We start from the raw sequence: 16,066 nt of genomic DNA, 5'->3' as shown, positions 1-16,066 counted from the left end.
TGAAAGGAAGCTCAATGAAAAATTTTAAAAGAATCGCGGCACTTGCAGGTGTTGTCATATTACTTCTTATATTCTGCCTTCCAATGGCATTTGCTTGGGGAAGCAGTGAAAACGCCCAGGCTTTGTTCCGGGGGGCTTTTGCGGCAGCCGTTCTGGTACCGATCGTAGCGTATGTTTTCTGGATGGCGTACCGGATCTGGGGAAATAAGAAGCCGAGAGAGGATGAAAACCGTATGATCGAGAATATTATTTTTGATGTGGGAAATGTGCTGATGGGCTATGACTGGGAAGAGTATCTTCGGAGCTATGACTTCCCGGAAGAAAAGTATCAGAAAATCGCAGATGCAGTATTTCGAAACCCGATCTGGGAGGAACAGGACCGTGGACAGCATGAGGAGTCCTGGTATGTAGATAAATTTGTGGAAAGTGCACCGGAATATGAAGCAGATATCCGTGAGGTGGTACGACGTGATCCGGAGTGTATGCATCTGTATGATTATGCGGAAACCTGGGTGAAATATCTCAAAAATCAGGGATATCATCTCTATGTCCTTTCCAACTACGGAACTTATATGCTGGATCGTACAAAGCAGGATATGTCTTTTCTGAAATATATGGACGGAGTGGTATTTTCCTGTGATGTGCAGCAGATCAAGCCTGAGGTGGATATTTACAAAACACTTCTGAAGCGTTACAGCCTGAAACCGGAGAAATCGGTATTTCTGGATGATCGTGCCGTGAACTGTGAGGGAGCCGGAAAAGCCGGTATCCATACCATCCAGTTTGAGAATCTGAAGCAGGCGGCGAAGGCGCTTGAGAAGCTTGGCGTGAAATGATCTTCAGTGTGAAAAGAGAAACGCAGAGGGCCTGCACCATCGCGAAGCCCTCTGCATTCTAAAGGGGAGGATATGATAAGTATCTCCCGGAACGGCATCTGTTATACAGAAAATATATAAGATCTTGTAATCTTTTATTCCCTGTTCTTCTTCCGGTATTCACCGGGAGTCATTCCATATGTTTTTTTAAAAGTACGCATGAAATGCTCCGGACTTTCATACCCTACAAGTTCACAGATCGCAAGATTGCTGAGAGAGGTTTCACGCAGAGCATGACATGCCTGGTTCAGCTTGATATCCCGGATGATCTGTAAAAATGTCCGTCCGGTACTTTCCTTGATCAGGGTACTGAAGTGGGAAGTACTATAGCCAAAATGCTTCGCAGCTTCACGTAAGGTAACGCTCTGGTAGTGACGGTTCAGGTAGTTGAGGATTTCCGTTACAGAATTTCCGGTGCTGTCCTTTGTAAGGATGGATTCAATATCATTTTCGTGAAAACGCAGCAGCATGGCCCAGAATGGAGTTGAGAAAGGTGCAGCTGTATTTTGCGTGGCCGAGATATTCGATATAGAGATTTTCCAGCATGTCATGGATCTGTGCATCATTTCCACTGTGAAAGATCGGATAATTTCCCACGGTCTTGCGGTACAGCACATGGGCAAAAAACTGCGTCAGGGCACTGTCAGCAGTCAGTGACTGGAAGAATGTGGAATGAAAGGTGGAGCTACGTACCAGGATATTAAAAGCAACACTGTCATCAAAGATCCCCATACTGTGAGTGGTATGCGGTGGGATGATACAGACATTTCCGGTATGCAAAGTGTGTTCGATCCCCTGTATCGCAGTGTGGGCAGTTACTGCTAGCGGTAACAAAAGCTCATGGGTACCCTGGCAAATACTTCCTGTACAATATAAGCATACTTTTGGCTATGAAATGCTTTTAAACATAGTGGGTATTTTAGATCCCGGTATGCTGTTTCCTGTGACCATCTGAGATGGTAGAGTTCTTTTAAGTGATCCATATCAAAATCCTTTTTTTACAAGGAAATCACCCTTCATTATCATAGAAGAATCTTATTTACAGACTTTTTCTCACAGTCTCTCTGTAGTTTACTATTGCTTTTTTGGCAGCATCAAAATCCTTTTCTAGTACATAAATACATGTTGTTTCATTCTTATGATCAATTCCCGATGCAAAAGTATGATAAAAAATCAAGAAAAAAAGATTATTGATAAATGTTGCTTTTTTCAATCTGGTTTCATAAGGAATATTATTTTCATTCAACGCTTGTGTTAATCGCACGAGATGATCCATATTATCAGTTTCACATAATTTAATTTTTCCATTATCCTGAATATACTTCATAAAACCACCTCCGTGCTATACGTACACATATAAGAATAAATAATTTTATTTTGCCACTTGATACCTTTTCCCATTATCGTATGTATTATAATTTTCAGTTGTACTTATCAATGATTTTGTTGTTTTTAAATTTTCTGTTTCTTATTAAAAAACATAATTGCAGGATACACTAACCTTTTTTCCATTCACAGTCCCACTGATGTAAGCACCAACTTTATGTCCTAATCCATATCCATACTTTCCTTTTGGCCAATTAGTTGTTGTATTATAGCTATTAATAAAGGTTGCACTACTCGATTTGCTATTAGTACCAAGATCTTGACCCCAAACTATTTTTTTCCCTGTCATATTGTAATTTCCTGATATTTTTGTCCAATCACCTCCTGCAGTTTTAAGGCAAGCCCAAGTTCCATCATCGTACCAAGAAATTCGGGCATTTCCTTTCCACCCATAGAATGTATTGCTATTTGTTTGAGACGGTGCTCTTTTAGCACTGGCTTTTTCATCTCCTACAGATATAATGGCTATAATTTCCTTTCCATCAGCACTACGAGAACACTTAATGTTTTCATCTTCAACATTATATGAAGAGACGAAGCCACTTTTAACATCTTGAATTGTTACAGTTGTTACAATTCTATTTTTTACATCTTTTGCATCCAGCTTTGATGCTACTTTAACGTTATTATTATTTGCAAAAGCAGTTGTACATATAGAAAATAAACATAAAGCAACAATCATACAGCTACATAACCATTTGTTAGTCTTCATAAATGTATCCCTCCACTTCTTATATCATTCGTTCTTTATAATAACTGCTAAGGACTGTAATAAGTGAAATACTGAATCCTATTCTCCATATTATAAAAAAAATTTTCTCAATATTCCCTGTTGTTAACGAAACTGTACTTGCTGAAAAGTAGCTATGTGATTGAAAAATGGCAGAATTGGTAACTTTAACGACAGAATCAGGCGAAGCAATGCAATTTCCCAGAGTATCACATAAATACGTCCGGGAATACGATTCTTCAGACATGCATGTGCCATCAAAACCAGACCAATAAACATACTTGAAATAATCAGCATCTGACGTATCATAGTCCAGCACCTCATTTCTCTAGCATTTTCTTTATCTGCCTACGTTCCTCCTCTGATAATTTTTCATGACTCACAAAGGAAGCAAAAAAATTTATTTTTGATCCGTGAAACAGTTTATCAATGAGTTCCTTTGTTTCAAATTCTTCAACATTCTCTTTGGAAATCAATGGTTTGCACATATAGTTGCTTCCATAACGTTCAATAGCTCCTTTTGCAACACATTTTTTAATAACCGTATAAGTAGTATTTTTATTCCAGCCAATCTCTGCGTTTAAAATTTCCGAAATATGTTTAGCTGAATCATCTCCCTCCTTCCATAAAACCTCCATAACTTTAAGTTCTGAATCATATAATTTCGTATTCATAATTACTCCTCTTAGACTATTGCAATAGTTTATACATTCATACTATCATAATAGTCTCGAATTGTCAATCCAATCTGTTTCAAATCAAATGCCTACTCAGTGTGATAAAATAACTCAGATATGAAACAGATATATTTGATTTCTTCGCCAAAAGATGATATAATAAGTAGAAATTGCGAAGCGGAATATAAATCTCCGTCTTATTTATCTAAAATTTTGGAAAAGAGGATCAGACAATGAGCGATATGACAATTCTTGAGCAGTGGCGTTCCATTGCTTATAATCAGAATGCAGATAAGAATAAGCTTCAGCGCTTCTGGGCAAATTATTTTAACATTGAAAAGAATATTTATGAGCAGCTTCTTGAGAACCCGGATGAGGTTGTTTCCGGAACTGTAAAAGAACTTGCTGAGAAATACGGTCAGGATGTTATGACTATGGTTGGTTTCCTTGACGGAATCAATGACAGTCTGAAGGTTCCGAACCCAATCGAGACCATGGATGAGAATACCAAGGTAAACCTTGCATTTGATAAAGAGGCACTCTATAAGAACATGGTAGATGCCAAGGCTGACTGGCTTTACAACCTTCCTCAGTGGGACAAGATCTTCACAGAAGAGAAAAAGAAAACCCTCTACATGGAGCAGAAGAAATCCGGCACAGTTGTGAAACCGCACAAGGTCGGAAGAAACGATCCGTGCCCATGCGGAAGCGGCAAGAAATACAAACACTGCTGCGGAAGATAATGAGCGTAAAGAAGAATCTGGATTACATTATCGTGTTAGGTGCCCATGTGGACGGAACACGGATGACACTTGCCCTTCTGGAACGAGCCAGAAGGGCCCTTCTTTATCTTGAAGAAAATCCGGGTACGAAGGCAGTGCTCTCAGGAGGAAAAGGCGATGGAGAAAACATTTCCGAGGCAGAGGCCATGTATCGTTATCTTACCGGTCACGGAATAGACGGGGACAGACTGATACGGGAAGAGGAATCTACCAGTACGAAAGAGAATTTGGAATTCAGCTGCAGAAAGATCGGAACCACAGACTGTTCCGTAGGCGTGGTGACGAACAATTTTCATGTATGGAGAGGAGCAGCCATTGCAAGAAAATGTGGATTCCGGGAAGTGGCCATGGTACCTTCCAGGTATCGAAGCTGGCGTCTTTTTATCTACATTCCCCGTGAGATTCTGGCCATTATCAAAGACAAACTCATGGGAAATCTGTAGATCTGTGCGAGAAGAGAAATCTCAAAAATTTTGTCAACATGCGTTGACAAATAAAAATACTGCGCTTATAATGAACCACAGAAAAAGAAATAAAAACACGTTGACGAGACGAGTAAGCTGTGAAACGTTACAGAGAGAGATGTGAAGTGCTGGAAACATCTTATCGGGAAACAGCCGAAGACTACCTCCGAGTGGCCCCAATCCGGTCCGGTGATTCCGTTATCATCATAATTGAGAGGCTTTGCATCTTGGCATGACCGGGCAGCAGAGCAAGCAGGGTGGAACCGCGAGAATGAATGAACTCGTCCCTTACAGTATGTGATGTGCTGTGAGGGATTTTTTTATTGCAGAATCTCTTGCAAAAGCAGATACATACTGTGTATCATAAAAACTTCATTTCAAATGAAAGGAGAAACAACAATGATCATTACATTAAAAGACGGCTCAAAAAAAGAATATGCAGAAGCAAAAGCTGTGATCGATATCGCATATGACATCAGCGAAGGCCTTGCACGTGCTGCATGTGCAGGAGAAGTAAACGGAGAGGTCGTAGATCTTCGTACAGTTCTTGACAGCGACTGTGAGCTGAATATCCTTACAGCGAAAGACGAGAAGGGCCTTGCAGTTCTCCGTCATACAGCATCTCACGTAATGGCACAGGCTGTACAGAACTTATACCCGGAGGCAAAGGTTGCCATCGGACCATCCATTGATACAGGCTTCTACTATGATTTCGACCACGAGCCATTTTCACGGGAGGATCTTGACGCCATTGAGAAAGAGATGAAAAAGATCATCAAAAAAGGCGCAAAGATCGAGCGTTTTACAAAATCCCGTGAGGATGCCATCGCATACTTTAAAGAGAAAAATGAGCCATACAAGGTTGAGCTGATCGAGGATCTTCCGGAGGGAGAAGAGATTTCCTTCTATTCACAGGGAGACTGGACAGACCTCTGTGCAGGCCCGCACCTGATGAGTGTAAAAGGCATCAAGGCATTCAAGCTTCTTTCTTCTTCCAGCGCATACTGGAGAGGCAGTGAGAAAAACGCAATGCTCACACGTATCTACGGAACAGCCTATGCTACAAAGGATGAGCTGAAAGAGCATCTGGAGCAGATGGAAGAAGCAAAGAGACGTGACCATAACAAGCTTGGCCGTGAGATGAAGATCTTCACAACTGTAGATGTGATTGGACAGGGACTTCCGCTTATCATGCCAAACGGTGTGATCATGATGCAGGAGCTTCAGCGCTGGATCGAGGATGAGGAGACAAAGCGTGGATACGTAAGAACAAAAACTCCTCTTATGGCAAAGAGCGATCTTTACAAGATCTCCGGACACTGGGATCATTACAAAGATGGTATGTTCGTACTTGGTGATGAGGAGAAGGACAAAGAGGTTTATGCACTTCGTCCGATGACATGTCCGTTCCAGTACTATGTATACAAAGCAGAGCAGCACAGCTACCGTGATTTGCCGATCCGTCTCGGCGAGACCTCCACACTGTTCCGTAATGAGGATTCCGGAGAGATGCATGGCCTGACACGAGTTCGTCAGTTTACTATTTCCGAGGGACATCTGATCGTAAGACCGGACCAGATGGTAAAAGAGTTCAAAGACTGTATCGCACTTGCCCAGTACTGTCTGCAGGTACTTGGTGTTGAGGAAGATGTAACCTATCATCTTTCCAAATGGGATCCGACAAACAAAGAGAAATACATCGGTGAGCCGGAGGTATGGGAAGAGACAGAAGGCCATATCCGCCAGATGCTTGAGGAGCTGAACATTCCATTCACAGAGGATGTGGGCGAGGCTGCTTTCTACGGACCGAAGGTTGATATCAACGCAAAGAACGTATACGGAAAAGAAGACACCATGATCACGATCCAGTGGGATGCACTTCTTGCAGAGCAGTTTGATATGTACTATATCGATGAGAATGGCGACAAACAGCGTCCGTACATCATCCATCGTACATCCATGGGATGCTATGAGAGAACACTGGCATGGCTCATTGAGAAATACGCAGGAATGTTCCCGACATGGCTCTGCCCTGAGCAGGTTCGTGTGATCCCGATCTCCGAGAAGTATAACGATTATGCACAGAAGGTTGAAGCTCAGATGAGAGAAGCAGGAATCCGCTGCTCTGTAGACGGACGTTCCGAGAAGATGGGATACAAGATCCGTGAGGCACGTCTTGAGAGAGTACCTTACATGCTTATCGTTGGTGCAAAAGAGGAAGAAGAGGGTAAGGTTTCCGTAAGAAGCCGCTATCTTGGCGATGAGGGAATGAAAGAGCTTGGTGAGTTCATTGACTTCATCAAAGAAGAGATCAAGAACAAGACGATCCGTAAGATCGAGGTTCAGGAAGAGAAGAAATAAACAAAACAGATGATTGACGGATAAATAAAAGGCGACCCGTGTGATAGGCGGGCCGCCTTTATTTTTGATCCGGCAATATTGAGACCACGCTGTGATGCGGAGGCGGTCAGTATTGCCGGATATTTTTTATTTAAAATATTTCTCCCTGACGAGTTCAACCGGCATGTCCAGTCCGGTCCAGATGTGGAAAGCCTTTACACCCTGGTGGAGCAGCATGTACATTCCGTTAAAGGTCGGACATCCGGCTTCCCGGGCTTCCCTGAGAAGTCTTGTTTCTCTTGGCTCATATACAACATCGGCTACGGTAAGTTCCGGATGGAACAGAGTCTTGTCCGGGATCACGGTGCCTGTCACATCCGGGACCATTCCCACAGAAGTTGCATTGATGAGGAGATTGCTTTCCTCCAGTGCGTCCTTCAGCGCAGTGTGATCATCCATCTCATGAAGGATCATCTCACATTCTGTCATATGAGACATTTTTTCTGCCATGGCAGCAGCACGTTCCCAGTAACGGCTGGTAGGACGTGCAAAAACATGGATCTTTTTTGCACCCTCTAGGGCGGACTGGCCGCAGATTGCCATTCCGGCACCGCCGACGCCCATAACGGTGATGGTGCGTCCTTTTACATCACAGCCGGCATCTCTGGCAGACTGGGTAAATCCATAACCATCCGTATTAAACCCCTTTAATTTTCCATTGTCGTTGCGTACGGTATTTACCGCTCCGATCAGCTGGGCAGTGGGAGAAAGCTCGTCCAGAAGCTCCACGATCTTATTCTTGTTTGGCATGGTCAGGTTAAAGCCCTTGATCCCACAGGCTTTCAGTCCTTCCACAGCCTGGGGAAGGGTCTCCTCTGTTACATCAAAACAGAGATACACATAATCAAGTCCAAGATAACGGAATGCCTCATTGTGCATTAAAGGTGATACGCTGTGTGCCACGGGGCTTCCCAGAAGGCCGGTAAGCCCGGTATGTCCGGTAATATTGATCATTGTTCGATTCCCTCCTGTATCTCATATAATAGAATTTCTTTACGAAATATAATAAAAAATATTTTAGCACTATAAAGTGCGAAAATCAACAAATACAAATATTGTACGGAAATTTATACATTTTTGTCGCCGATTCATAGAAAAAATCTATAAATGTCGAGACAGACAGAAACGACCCGATAAGTTAGAAGAATCGACATCCGGATTTGACAAAATATGCAAAGAGCCTGCCCTATAATAAATACACTTACCAAAGTTGAGAATCGATGGCAGACGAAACAGCAGTGGGGGAAGCTTATGTATCAGAGGATATACATAGATATCGTTTTTATGACGAATTTCCTTATGGATTACATGCTTTTAAGACTTGTGGGAAAATTTCTGCATCTTGACGGGAAACGCAGAAGATGTGTGATATCCGCTGCCTTTGGATCTTTTGTATCCTGCCTGCTTGTATGTGCACCTTTTAAGATCATTTTTCCTGCCGCTGTACTGATCCATGGCGGCTGCGCTTTTTTTATGGCGTCGTTTGCTTTTCGACTGAAAAAAGGCGGCCTTCTTGTAAAAACCATTCTGGCTCTGTATTTCACAGCTTTTGTGGTTGGCGGGATCTATCAGGCACTGGAAACGGAAAGAACCATGACGGTGAAAATATTTCTGCTTTTTCTGGCAGGGATTTATGGCACACTTTATACTCTGGGATGTGTGACCGAGACCTTCCGGTTTGGAAGAAGAAATATTTTTCCGGTCACTTTGAAATATCAGGGGAAGCTGCAGCAGACATACGGCTTTTATGATACCGGAAATCTCCTTATGGATCCTGTGAAAAAACAGCCGGTATCGATCATCAAACAGGAACTTTTGGGAAGCCTGATATCGAAAGAGCAGGTGAAAAAACTGATGGATATTAAAGATAAACCAGAGGCACTGGAAAATACAGGATTTGTCAGTCTGCAGCCGCATTTTCTGAGCTGTCATACCGCAGATGGAAAAAAAGGACTGCTGCTGGCAGTGATCCTTGATGAACTTCTGATCCAAACTCCCGAAAGGGTGGTACATGTAGGAAAACCGGTGCTTGCCATAACATCCGAGCCCTCAGCTTTGGGAGAAGAGTACGAGATACTTTTGAATTCCAGACTATTAAATTGAGAAGGGGGCTTATGTTATGAACAGAGCAGCTGCAAGATCCTATCCGTTTCAGGTAATCCGGAAATTTATGTTCAATCGTCCGGGAGAGGTTTTTTATATTGGTGGAAATGATATCCTTCCGGCGCCGTTGTCAGCGGAACGGGAGGCTGAAGTGATCGAAATGCTGGGAACAGAAAAGGAAAAAGAGGGAAAGTCGGTTCTGATCGAGCATAATCTACGGCTGGTGGTTTATATTGCAAAGAAATTTGATAATACAGGGGTAGGTGTGGAGGATCTGATCTCCATCGGAACCATAGGGCTCATAAAGGCTATCAATACCTTTGATCCGGTAAAAAATATCAAGCTTGCCACCTATGCATCACGATGTATCGAAAATGAGATCCTGATGTATCTGAGGAGAAACAGCAAAACAAAGATGGAGGTTTCTATTGATGAGCCGCTGAATGTGGACTGGGATGGAAATGAGCTGCTGCTTTCGGATATCCTGGGAACGGATGACGATGTGATCTCCAGACGTCTGGAAGATGAGGTGGAGATCGCACTTCTTGGAAAAGCCATCAGCAAACTGACAAAGCGGGAACAGATGATCATCCGTCTGCGATTCGGCATCGGAAACCGGGAAGGAAGCGAGAAAACACAGAAGGAGGTAGCGGATCTTTTAGGAATTTCACAATCCTACATTTCCCGCCTGGAAAAGCGGATCATGAAGCGGCTGCGGAAAGAAATCGTAAAGTATGAATAGAAGAAACCGGAAAAAACGGTTTACCGGACAGGTTTCCCTTATGGAGGAAGTAAAACCAAAAAATATTTTTGAGACACCACAGGGAGATGAGCGTCTTGGATGGACCGGTGATGCAGAAATCTTCTGCCGTACGGCATGCTTCCTTGAAAATACCTATTCCTTCTACCGAAAATGGCTCCGTGATGTGGAGGCAGACCAGACAGAGGAGGGCGGTGTTGCCCATGTTGTTCCGGATATCATTTCCGGAAACGAAGGGTATAATTGGCTCCTTGAGCAGGGAAGTCATTCGGCAGCAGCGAGAAGATTTAAAATTCCGGGAAATACAGTAGAATTTGTCAGAGACCTTCGATATAATAAATACAGAGTGTTTACAGAGCTACAGAATGAACAAAAGAAGAAGGGGTGTGGCAGAATGATCGACATTGCACATGCAAAACAGGAATTCGAAAAATATCTGGATGAATACGACCGGGAGGATGAACAGATCTGTCTGAAGATCGTACATACCTATGGCGTGGTGAAATACGCAGGAGAGATTGCCAGAAAAATGGAATGTTCCGGTGAAGATGTGGAACTTGCGGAGCTGATCGGTCTGCTTCATGATATTGGCCGTTTTGAGCAGATCCGTAGATTTCACAGCTTTGAGCCGGGAACCATGGATCATGCCGTGTTCGGTGCAGAACTTCTCTTCGGGGAGGAGAAGCTGATCCGGCGCTTCGTGGAGGATGATAAATTTGATGAGCTGATCGATGCAGCAATTCGGAAGCACAGTGATTTCAAACTGGAAGGAATCCACGATGCAAGAACACTTTTCCATGCAAAACTGATCCGGGATGCAGACAAGCTGGATAACTGCAGAGTAAAGCTGGAGGCGTCTGTTGAAGCCATGCTGGGAGTCTCTGAGAAAGCTGCAGGAGAAGGGCTGATCTCACCGGCAGTGTGGGAGTCCTGTCTCAGAAGAGAATCCGTGTTATCCGCAGACAGATATGTGCCGGTGGATTACTGGGTATCTTATCTTGCACAGTATTATGATATCAATTTTCCTGAGACCTGTGAGATCATCGAAGAAGAGGATTATATCACCAGGATCGCAGGCCGGCTGACGTACCAGGAACAGGATACCAGAACTAAGCTCCATATTCTCACAGAAGATCTGAACAGGTATCTGGAGATGCCGGCTGTGTCTGTGAAGGAATAGGAGTATAGCAGTTACTGTTCACTGGCAATGTCCCGCGAGGTGTTTTTTGTGAGCGAAGGTCACAGAAAACCCGAGACATACCATGCGAATTTATGCGATTAACATAAATTCTGTGCATCGCGAAGCGTGTTACTGAGAACGGAGTGAACAGTAACTCATAGCAGAGAGACTTGTTATATTTTTTTGTTTGGGGTTGACTTTGAGGTGGTTTTCGCCTAAAATATATCAAAGATACGGCGATGATGAGAATAGTACACAGGGAATTATCTCAGAGAGGGATCTGCTTTGGTGGAAGGATCCTGTGCGTGAACTGTGGAACCGGCCTCGGAGCTCTGCGTGATTGAAGCGTGGCGTGTGTTTCCGGCGTTAACGGGTGTTGAGAGAACAGCTTTTCAGGCTGTTAACTGGGGTGGTACCGCCGAAGTCATTCGGTCCCTTGTGAGGGATTTGGATGGCTTATTTTTTTGTCCGTAAAACGGGATTGTAAATGCAGTGTACGGTTTATGGGACATAAGAGTGAGCTGGAAGGATTCCGGATTGCTGTGGCTGCCTGACAGCCGGCAATATGTAACAGATCACAAGAAAAAGGAGATTTATCATGGCAAAAGAAAAGAAATTAGTACAGGCCATCACATCTATGGATGAGGATTTTGCTCAGTGGTATACAGACGTTGTTAAGAAGGCTGAGCTCTGTGGCTATACAAGTGTTAAGGGCTGTATGGCGATCAAACCTGCAGGTTATGCGATCTGGGAGAATATCCAGCATGAGCTTGACCGCAGATTTAAAGAAACCGGTGTAGAGAACGTTTACATGCCGATCTTTATCCCGGAGTCTCTTCTTGATAAAGAGAAAGATCATGTAGAAGGTTTTGCTCCGGAGGTTGCATGGGTGACTCATGGCGGCCTTGATCCGCTGCAGGAGAGACTTTGCGTGCGTCCGACTTCTGAGACTCTGTTCTGCGATTTCTACCAGAAAGAGATCCAGTCCCACAGAGATCTTCCAAAGGTATATAATCAGTGGTGTTCCGTTGTCCGTTGGGAGAAGACAACACGTCCCTTCCTTCGTTCCAGAGAGTTCCTGTGGCAGGAGGGACATACTGCTCATGCAACAGCTGAGGAAGCGGAGCAGCGTACCATCCAGATGCTGAACATCTATGCAGACTTCTGCGAGGAAGTTCTTGCGATTCCGGTCATCAAAGGCCAGAAGACAGACAAGGAGAAATTTGCAGGTGCTGAGGCTACTTATACCATCGAATCTCTGATGCACGACGGTAAGGCTCTCCAGTCCGGTACAAGCCATAACTTTGGAGATGGCTTTGCCAAAGCATTCGGAATCCAGTACACAGATAAAGATAACACACTGAAATATGTTCACCAGACATCCTGGGGAATGACAACCCGTATGATCGGTGCGATCATCATGGTTCACGGTGATAACAGCGGACTTGTTCTTCCTCCGAGGATCGCTCCGGTACAGACTGTGATCATCCCGATCCAGCAGCGTAAAGAAGGTGTTATGGAGAAGGCTGACGAGCTTCTTGCAGCACTGAAGGCAGCAGGTATCCGTGCAAAGGTTGACGCGACAGACAAGAGCCCGGGATTCAAGTTTGCTGAGCAGGAGATGCGTGGTATCCCGCTTCGTGTGGAATGTGGACCGAAGGATATCGAGAACGGTCAGGCAGTTCTCTGCAGAAGAGATACCCGTGAGAAATATACAGTATCCTTCGAGGAGCTTGCAGATAAGGTAAAAGAGCTTCTGGATACCATTCAGCATGATATGCTGGAGCGCGCACGTGCACACAGAGAGGCACATACTTACGTAGCAAAGAATTATGAGGAGTTCGGTGAGATCATCAACAGCAAACCGGGATTCATCAAAGCTATGTGGTGCGGTGATCGTGCATGTGAAGACAAGATCAAGGAAGATTTCCAGGCAACATCCAGATGTATGCCATTTGAGCAGGAGCAGTTAAGCGACGTTTGCGTATGCTGCGGAAAACCGGCTAAGAAAATGGTTTACTGGGGACGTGCATACTAAAAAAATACAGCAGGCCACTTCAAAAAAGTGGGATGATCATATTGCAGAAACAACGGCGGGGCAAAATATGCTCCGCTGTTTTTATGAATCTATGTTATAATAGCGTTAAGGAAAACATATCAGAATATTATTCGGCTGCTGACATGGAGATAATACAGCGAAATGTAAACGTGTTTTGAACGGACAGCAGCGATCATCAAGAGGAGTTATCATGACGATTAATATACCACAAAAGGCAGCGCAGATACTGAAGACCTTGAATGCTGCCGGCTATGAGGCATATGTTGTAGGCGGCTGTGTCAGGGATTCTATCCTGGATCGGGTGCCTGGAGACTGGGATATCACCACCTCTGCACTTCCGGAGCAGGTGAAGGAGCTTTTTCACAGAACTGTAGATACGGGGATCCAGCATGGAACAGTAACTGTAATGATGGGCAAAGAGGGCTTTGAGGTGACAACCTACCGTGTGGACGGAGAATATCATGACGGCCGCCACCCGGATGCCGTGACCTTTACCAGGAGTCTTGAGGAAGATCTGAAACGAAGAGATTTTACCATCAACGCCATGGCGTATCATCCGGAACATGGACTGGTGGATCTGTTTGGTGGAATGGAAGATATCAATGGGAAGATCATCCGTTGTGTTGGTGATCCGGTAGAACGTTTTACAGAGGATGCCCTTCGTATGCTCCGTGCAGTGCGTTTTTCCGCACAGCTTGGTTTTACTGTGGAGGAAAATACGAAAGCGGCACTGGCGCGGATGTCGGGGAATCTGGAGCATGTCAGTGCAGAGCGTATCCAGACAGAGCTTGTAAAGCTTCTGGTATCCGATCATCCGGATTATCTCCGAACCGCCTGGGAGACAGGTCTTACCCGGGAATTTCTTCCGGAATTTGACGCCTGTATGGAAACCGAGCAGAATACCCCTCATCATTGCTATACCGTGGGAGAGCACATTCTGAAAAGTCTTACAGAAATCGAGAATGACCGGCTTCTCCGTATCACCATGCTTCTTCATGACATTGCCAAGCCGGTTGTAAAAAAGACAGATGAGAATGGAAGAGACCACTTTAAGACTCACGGACCGGCAGGCGAAAAGCTGGCAGGAAAGATCCTGCGCCGTCTGAAATTTGATAATGTAACGATCCGAAATACCTGTCGTCTGATCCGGTATCATGATCTTCGTCCCACTCCGGACGCCGAGGATGTGCGGAGAGCTGTGAATCTTATCGGAGAAGAGCTTTTTCCGCTGTATCTGAAAGTGCAGAAGGCAGATCTTTTATCCCAGAGCACTTACAGGAGGGAGGAGAAGCTGGCACGGTTAAGCGGTGTGACGGAAGCTTATCAGGGGATCCTTGAAAGAGGTGAATGTACATCTCTGAAAACCCTGGCAGTTTCCGGAAAGGATCTTATAAAGGCAGGACATCCGGCTGGACCGGCACTGGGAGCACTGCTCGAAAGACTTCTTGACTGTGTGCTGAAAGATCCAACCCTTAATACAAAAGAAAAACTTCTTGAAACAGCAGAAAAAGACAGCATAAAAACCGAATAGAATAACAAAAATCCCCCCTGCATAAAATAGAACGTAAAATAAGGCAGGGGGGAACTTTTTTGTATGATTATGGGTTGAGCGTGCTGGAGCAGTATGGGCTTACAGCTTCATTCTCCGGCAGGGTGCGGGGGGCACTTCTGTGCCGGACAGAAAAAGGTCCGGTGATACTCCGGGAATTTCATGGCTCGGAAAAAAAGCTTTCCATGCAGCAGCAGCTTCTTGAAAAAATGAAAGAACAGAACTGTCTTGTGGACGCCTATCTCAGAAACAGGGAAGGCGTACTGGTAAGCAGGGACAAAGATTCTGTTCCATATACTGCACAGATCTGGTTTGAGGGACGGGAATGTGACACGAGATCCGAAAACGATATTTTAAAAAGCATCCGGACTCTGGCACAGATCCACAAGATCATGCAGCTTCCTGTGGAAATGGATTATGCGGGAAGAAATCTGCAGGAAGAATATATCCGGCATAATCAGGAAATGAAAAAAATACGCCGTTTTATCCGAAAAAAAGGAGCGGTCAATTCTTTTGAGAAAGATTATCTGAAAAGCGTGGAATGGTTTCTGCAAAAAGGAGAAGAAGCGGCAGCTATGCTGGAAACCACGGATTATAAAAATCTGCGGCAGCAGTCTCTTCAAAGTGGCAGTATCTGTCATGGCGAATATAATCAGCATAATGTGCTGATACTTGGGAAAAACACAGCGGTGACGAATTTCAGTCACTGGAGCTTTGATGTGCAGATGGCAGATCTGTACCGCTTTATGCGGAAAATCCTGGAGAAATACAGCTGGGATCTGCACCTCGCGCAGAAGATGCTTTCTGCATATGATTCCGTACGGCCGCTCTCGGAGTCTGAGTGGCAGAACCTGAGAGTCCGGTTCTGTTATCCGGAAAAATACTGGAAACTGGCAAACCATTATTATACACATAACAAGGCTGTGATCTCCGGAAAAAATGTGGAAAAGCTGAGAACCCTGATCCATCAGAAAAAACAGTGGGAGGAATTTTCAAAACAGTGCTTCAGGCAGTAATGATTCTGAATGTGACAAAAACAAAACTTCCCTTTTTCTGAAAATTGTTATATAATATTAAGTATCTTATATAAAGAAACAGGGA

The 16,066-nt window shown here is 44.3% G+C and carries 16 protein-coding genes and 1 other annotated feature; of the genes, 10 read left to right on the top strand and 6 right to left on the bottom strand.

The window, feature by feature from the left end:
• Positions 1–14 precede the first annotated feature (14 nt).
• On the top strand, positions 15–836 hold the full coding sequence (locus DMI82_RS03360) for an HAD-IA family hydrolase (protein WP_015527102.1): 822 nt from the start codon (positions 15–17) through the stop codon (positions 834–836).
• 134 nt (positions 837–970) lie between these two features.
• On the opposite strand, the gene DMI82_RS03355 is transcribed toward DMI82_RS03360, so the two are convergent.
• The 5 genes from DMI82_RS03355 to DMI82_RS03330 form a co-directional block, all read right to left on the bottom strand.
• Positions 971–1,345, bottom strand: a complete 375-nt coding sequence (locus DMI82_RS03355) for a helix-turn-helix domain-containing protein (protein ID WP_158526420.1) — start codon at positions 1,343–1,345, stop codon at positions 971–973.
• Positions 1,320–1,709 (bottom strand): hypothetical protein, encoded by a 390-nt coding sequence (locus DMI82_RS19705; RefSeq protein ID WP_158526419.1) that lies wholly within the window; start codon positions 1,707–1,709, stop codon positions 1,320–1,322. Before DMI82_RS19705 ends, DMI82_RS03355 begins: the two co-directional genes overlap by 26 nt.
• 205 nt (positions 1,710–1,914) lie before the next feature.
• Entirely contained in the window at positions 1,915–2,202 is a 288-nt protein-coding gene (locus DMI82_RS03345) for a hypothetical protein (protein WP_110102488.1), read from the bottom strand.
• A 144-nt stretch (positions 2,203–2,346) separates the two neighbouring features.
• A complete protein-coding gene (locus DMI82_RS03340; RefSeq protein ID WP_110102487.1) occupies positions 2,347–2,973 on the bottom strand; it encodes a hypothetical protein in 627 nt (208 codons plus the stop codon).
• A 338-nt stretch (positions 2,974–3,311) separates the two neighbouring features.
• Entirely contained in the window at positions 3,312–3,665 is a 354-nt protein-coding gene (locus tag DMI82_RS03330; protein WP_110102485.1) for a BlaI/MecI/CopY family transcriptional regulator, read from the bottom strand.
• Between the two features lie 236 nt (positions 3,666–3,901).
• On the opposite strand from DMI82_RS03330, the gene DMI82_RS03325 reads away from it, so the two are divergent.
• The 3 genes from DMI82_RS03325 (at position 3,902) to thrS (ending at position 7,275) form a co-directional block, all read left to right on the top strand.
• Positions 3,902–4,411, top strand: coding sequence for an SEC-C metal-binding domain-containing protein (locus DMI82_RS03325; RefSeq protein ID WP_110102484.1), 510 nt, complete (start codon positions 3,902–3,904; stop codon positions 4,409–4,411).
• Positions 4,411–4,893, top strand: coding sequence for a YdcF family protein (locus DMI82_RS03320; protein WP_092071306.1), 483 nt, complete (start codon positions 4,411–4,413; stop codon positions 4,891–4,893). Before DMI82_RS03325 ends, DMI82_RS03320 begins: the two co-directional genes overlap by 1 nt.
• Before the next feature lie 420 nt (positions 4,894–5,313).
• On the top strand, positions 5,314–7,275 hold the full coding sequence (gene thrS, locus DMI82_RS03315; RefSeq protein ID WP_110102483.1) for a threonine--tRNA ligase: 1,962 nt from the start codon (positions 5,314–5,316) through the stop codon (positions 7,273–7,275).
• A 126-nt stretch (positions 7,276–7,401) separates the two neighbouring features.
• Here thrS and DMI82_RS03310 read toward each other — a convergent pair whose 3' ends face one another.
• Positions 7,402–8,268: a shikimate dehydrogenase gene (locus DMI82_RS03310; protein ID WP_022427354.1), complete on the bottom strand. Its 867-nt coding sequence runs from the start codon at positions 8,266–8,268 to the stop codon at positions 7,402–7,404.
• 297 nt (positions 8,269–8,565) lie between these two features.
• Between DMI82_RS03310 and DMI82_RS03305 the strand changes: the two genes are divergently transcribed.
• From DMI82_RS03305 to DMI82_RS03275, 6 genes are all read left to right on the top strand, one after another.
• A complete protein-coding gene (locus tag DMI82_RS03305; RefSeq protein WP_059085399.1) occupies positions 8,566–9,417 on the top strand; it encodes a sigma-E processing peptidase SpoIIGA in 852 nt (283 codons plus the stop codon).
• A 67-nt stretch (positions 9,418–9,484) separates the two neighbouring features.
• The gene (gene sigE, locus DMI82_RS03300; RefSeq protein ID WP_235812409.1) at positions 9,485–10,159 is read left to right on the top strand and encodes an RNA polymerase sporulation sigma factor SigE; all 675 of its coding nucleotides are present in this window, start codon (positions 9,485–9,487) and stop codon (positions 10,157–10,159) included.
• A complete protein-coding gene (locus DMI82_RS03290; RefSeq protein WP_302471436.1) occupies positions 10,152–11,357 on the top strand; it encodes an alpha-L-rhamnosidase-related protein in 1,206 nt (401 codons plus the stop codon). The genes sigE and DMI82_RS03290 overlap by 8 nt, the downstream gene beginning before the upstream one ends.
• Positions 11,358–11,587: 230 nt before the next feature.
• Positions 11,588–11,797, top strand: a binding site (T-box leader).
• 158 nt (positions 11,798–11,955) lie between these two features.
• Positions 11,956–13,395: a proline--tRNA ligase gene (gene proS / locus DMI82_RS03285; RefSeq protein ID WP_015527114.1), complete on the top strand. Its 1,440-nt coding sequence runs from the start codon at positions 11,956–11,958 to the stop codon at positions 13,393–13,395.
• Positions 13,396–13,606: 211 nt separating this feature from the next.
• The gene (locus DMI82_RS03280) at positions 13,607–14,947 is read left to right on the top strand and encodes a CCA tRNA nucleotidyltransferase (protein ID WP_059085400.1); all 1,341 of its coding nucleotides are present in this window, start codon (positions 13,607–13,609) and stop codon (positions 14,945–14,947) included.
• A 59-nt stretch (positions 14,948–15,006) separates the two neighbouring features.
• Positions 15,007–15,981 carry a hypothetical protein gene (locus DMI82_RS03275; RefSeq protein WP_022427359.1) on the top strand — a complete coding sequence of 325 codons (975 nt, stop codon included), beginning with the start codon at positions 15,007–15,009 and terminating at the stop codon, positions 15,979–15,981.
• Positions 15,982–16,066: the final 85 nt, after the last annotated feature.

This window comes from Blautia sp. BCRC 81119 (genome assembly GCF_003184505.1).
Lineage (GTDB): Bacteria > Bacillota > Clostridia > Lachnospirales > Lachnospiraceae > Blautia_A > Blautia_A fusiformis.
Note: the sequence above shows the minus strand (reverse complement) of the source record. Positions and strands in the feature narration are given on the sequence as shown.

Coding starts and splice junctions, on each gene's coding strand:
- DMI82_RS03360 (WP_015527102.1), top strand. CDS start 15: ATGAAAAATTTTAAAAGAATCGCGGCACTTGCAGGTGTTGTCATATTA.
- DMI82_RS03355 (WP_158526420.1), bottom strand. CDS start 1,345: ATGCTGCTGCGTTTTCACGAAAATGATATTGAATCCATCCTTACAAAG.
- DMI82_RS03345 (WP_110102488.1), bottom strand. CDS start 2,202: ATGAAGTATATTCAGGATAATGGAAAAATTAAATTATGTGAAACTGAT.
- DMI82_RS03340 (WP_110102487.1), bottom strand. CDS start 2,973: ATGAAGACTAACAAATGGTTATGTAGCTGTATGATTGTTGCTTTATGT.
- DMI82_RS03330 (WP_110102485.1), bottom strand. CDS start 3,665: ATGAATACGAAATTATATGATTCAGAACTTAAAGTTATGGAGGTTTTA.
- DMI82_RS03325 (WP_110102484.1), top strand. CDS start 3,902: ATGAGCGATATGACAATTCTTGAGCAGTGGCGTTCCATTGCTTATAAT.
- DMI82_RS03320 (WP_092071306.1), top strand. CDS start 4,411: ATGAGCGTAAAGAAGAATCTGGATTACATTATCGTGTTAGGTGCCCAT.
- thrS (WP_110102483.1), top strand. CDS start 5,314: ATGATCATTACATTAAAAGACGGCTCAAAAAAAGAATATGCAGAAGCA.
- DMI82_RS03310 (WP_022427354.1), bottom strand. CDS start 8,268: ATGATCAATATTACCGGACATACCGGGCTTACCGGCCTTCTGGGAAGC.
- DMI82_RS03305 (WP_059085399.1), top strand. CDS start 8,566: ATGTATCAGAGGATATACATAGATATCGTTTTTATGACGAATTTCCTT.
- sigE (WP_235812409.1), top strand. CDS start 9,485: ATGTTCAATCGTCCGGGAGAGGTTTTTTATATTGGTGGAAATGATATC.
- DMI82_RS03290 (WP_302471436.1), top strand. CDS start 10,152: ATGAATAGAAGAAACCGGAAAAAACGGTTTACCGGACAGGTTTCCCTT.
- proS (WP_015527114.1), top strand. CDS start 11,956: ATGGCAAAAGAAAAGAAATTAGTACAGGCCATCACATCTATGGATGAG.
- DMI82_RS03280 (WP_059085400.1), top strand. CDS start 13,607: ATGACGATTAATATACCACAAAAGGCAGCGCAGATACTGAAGACCTTG.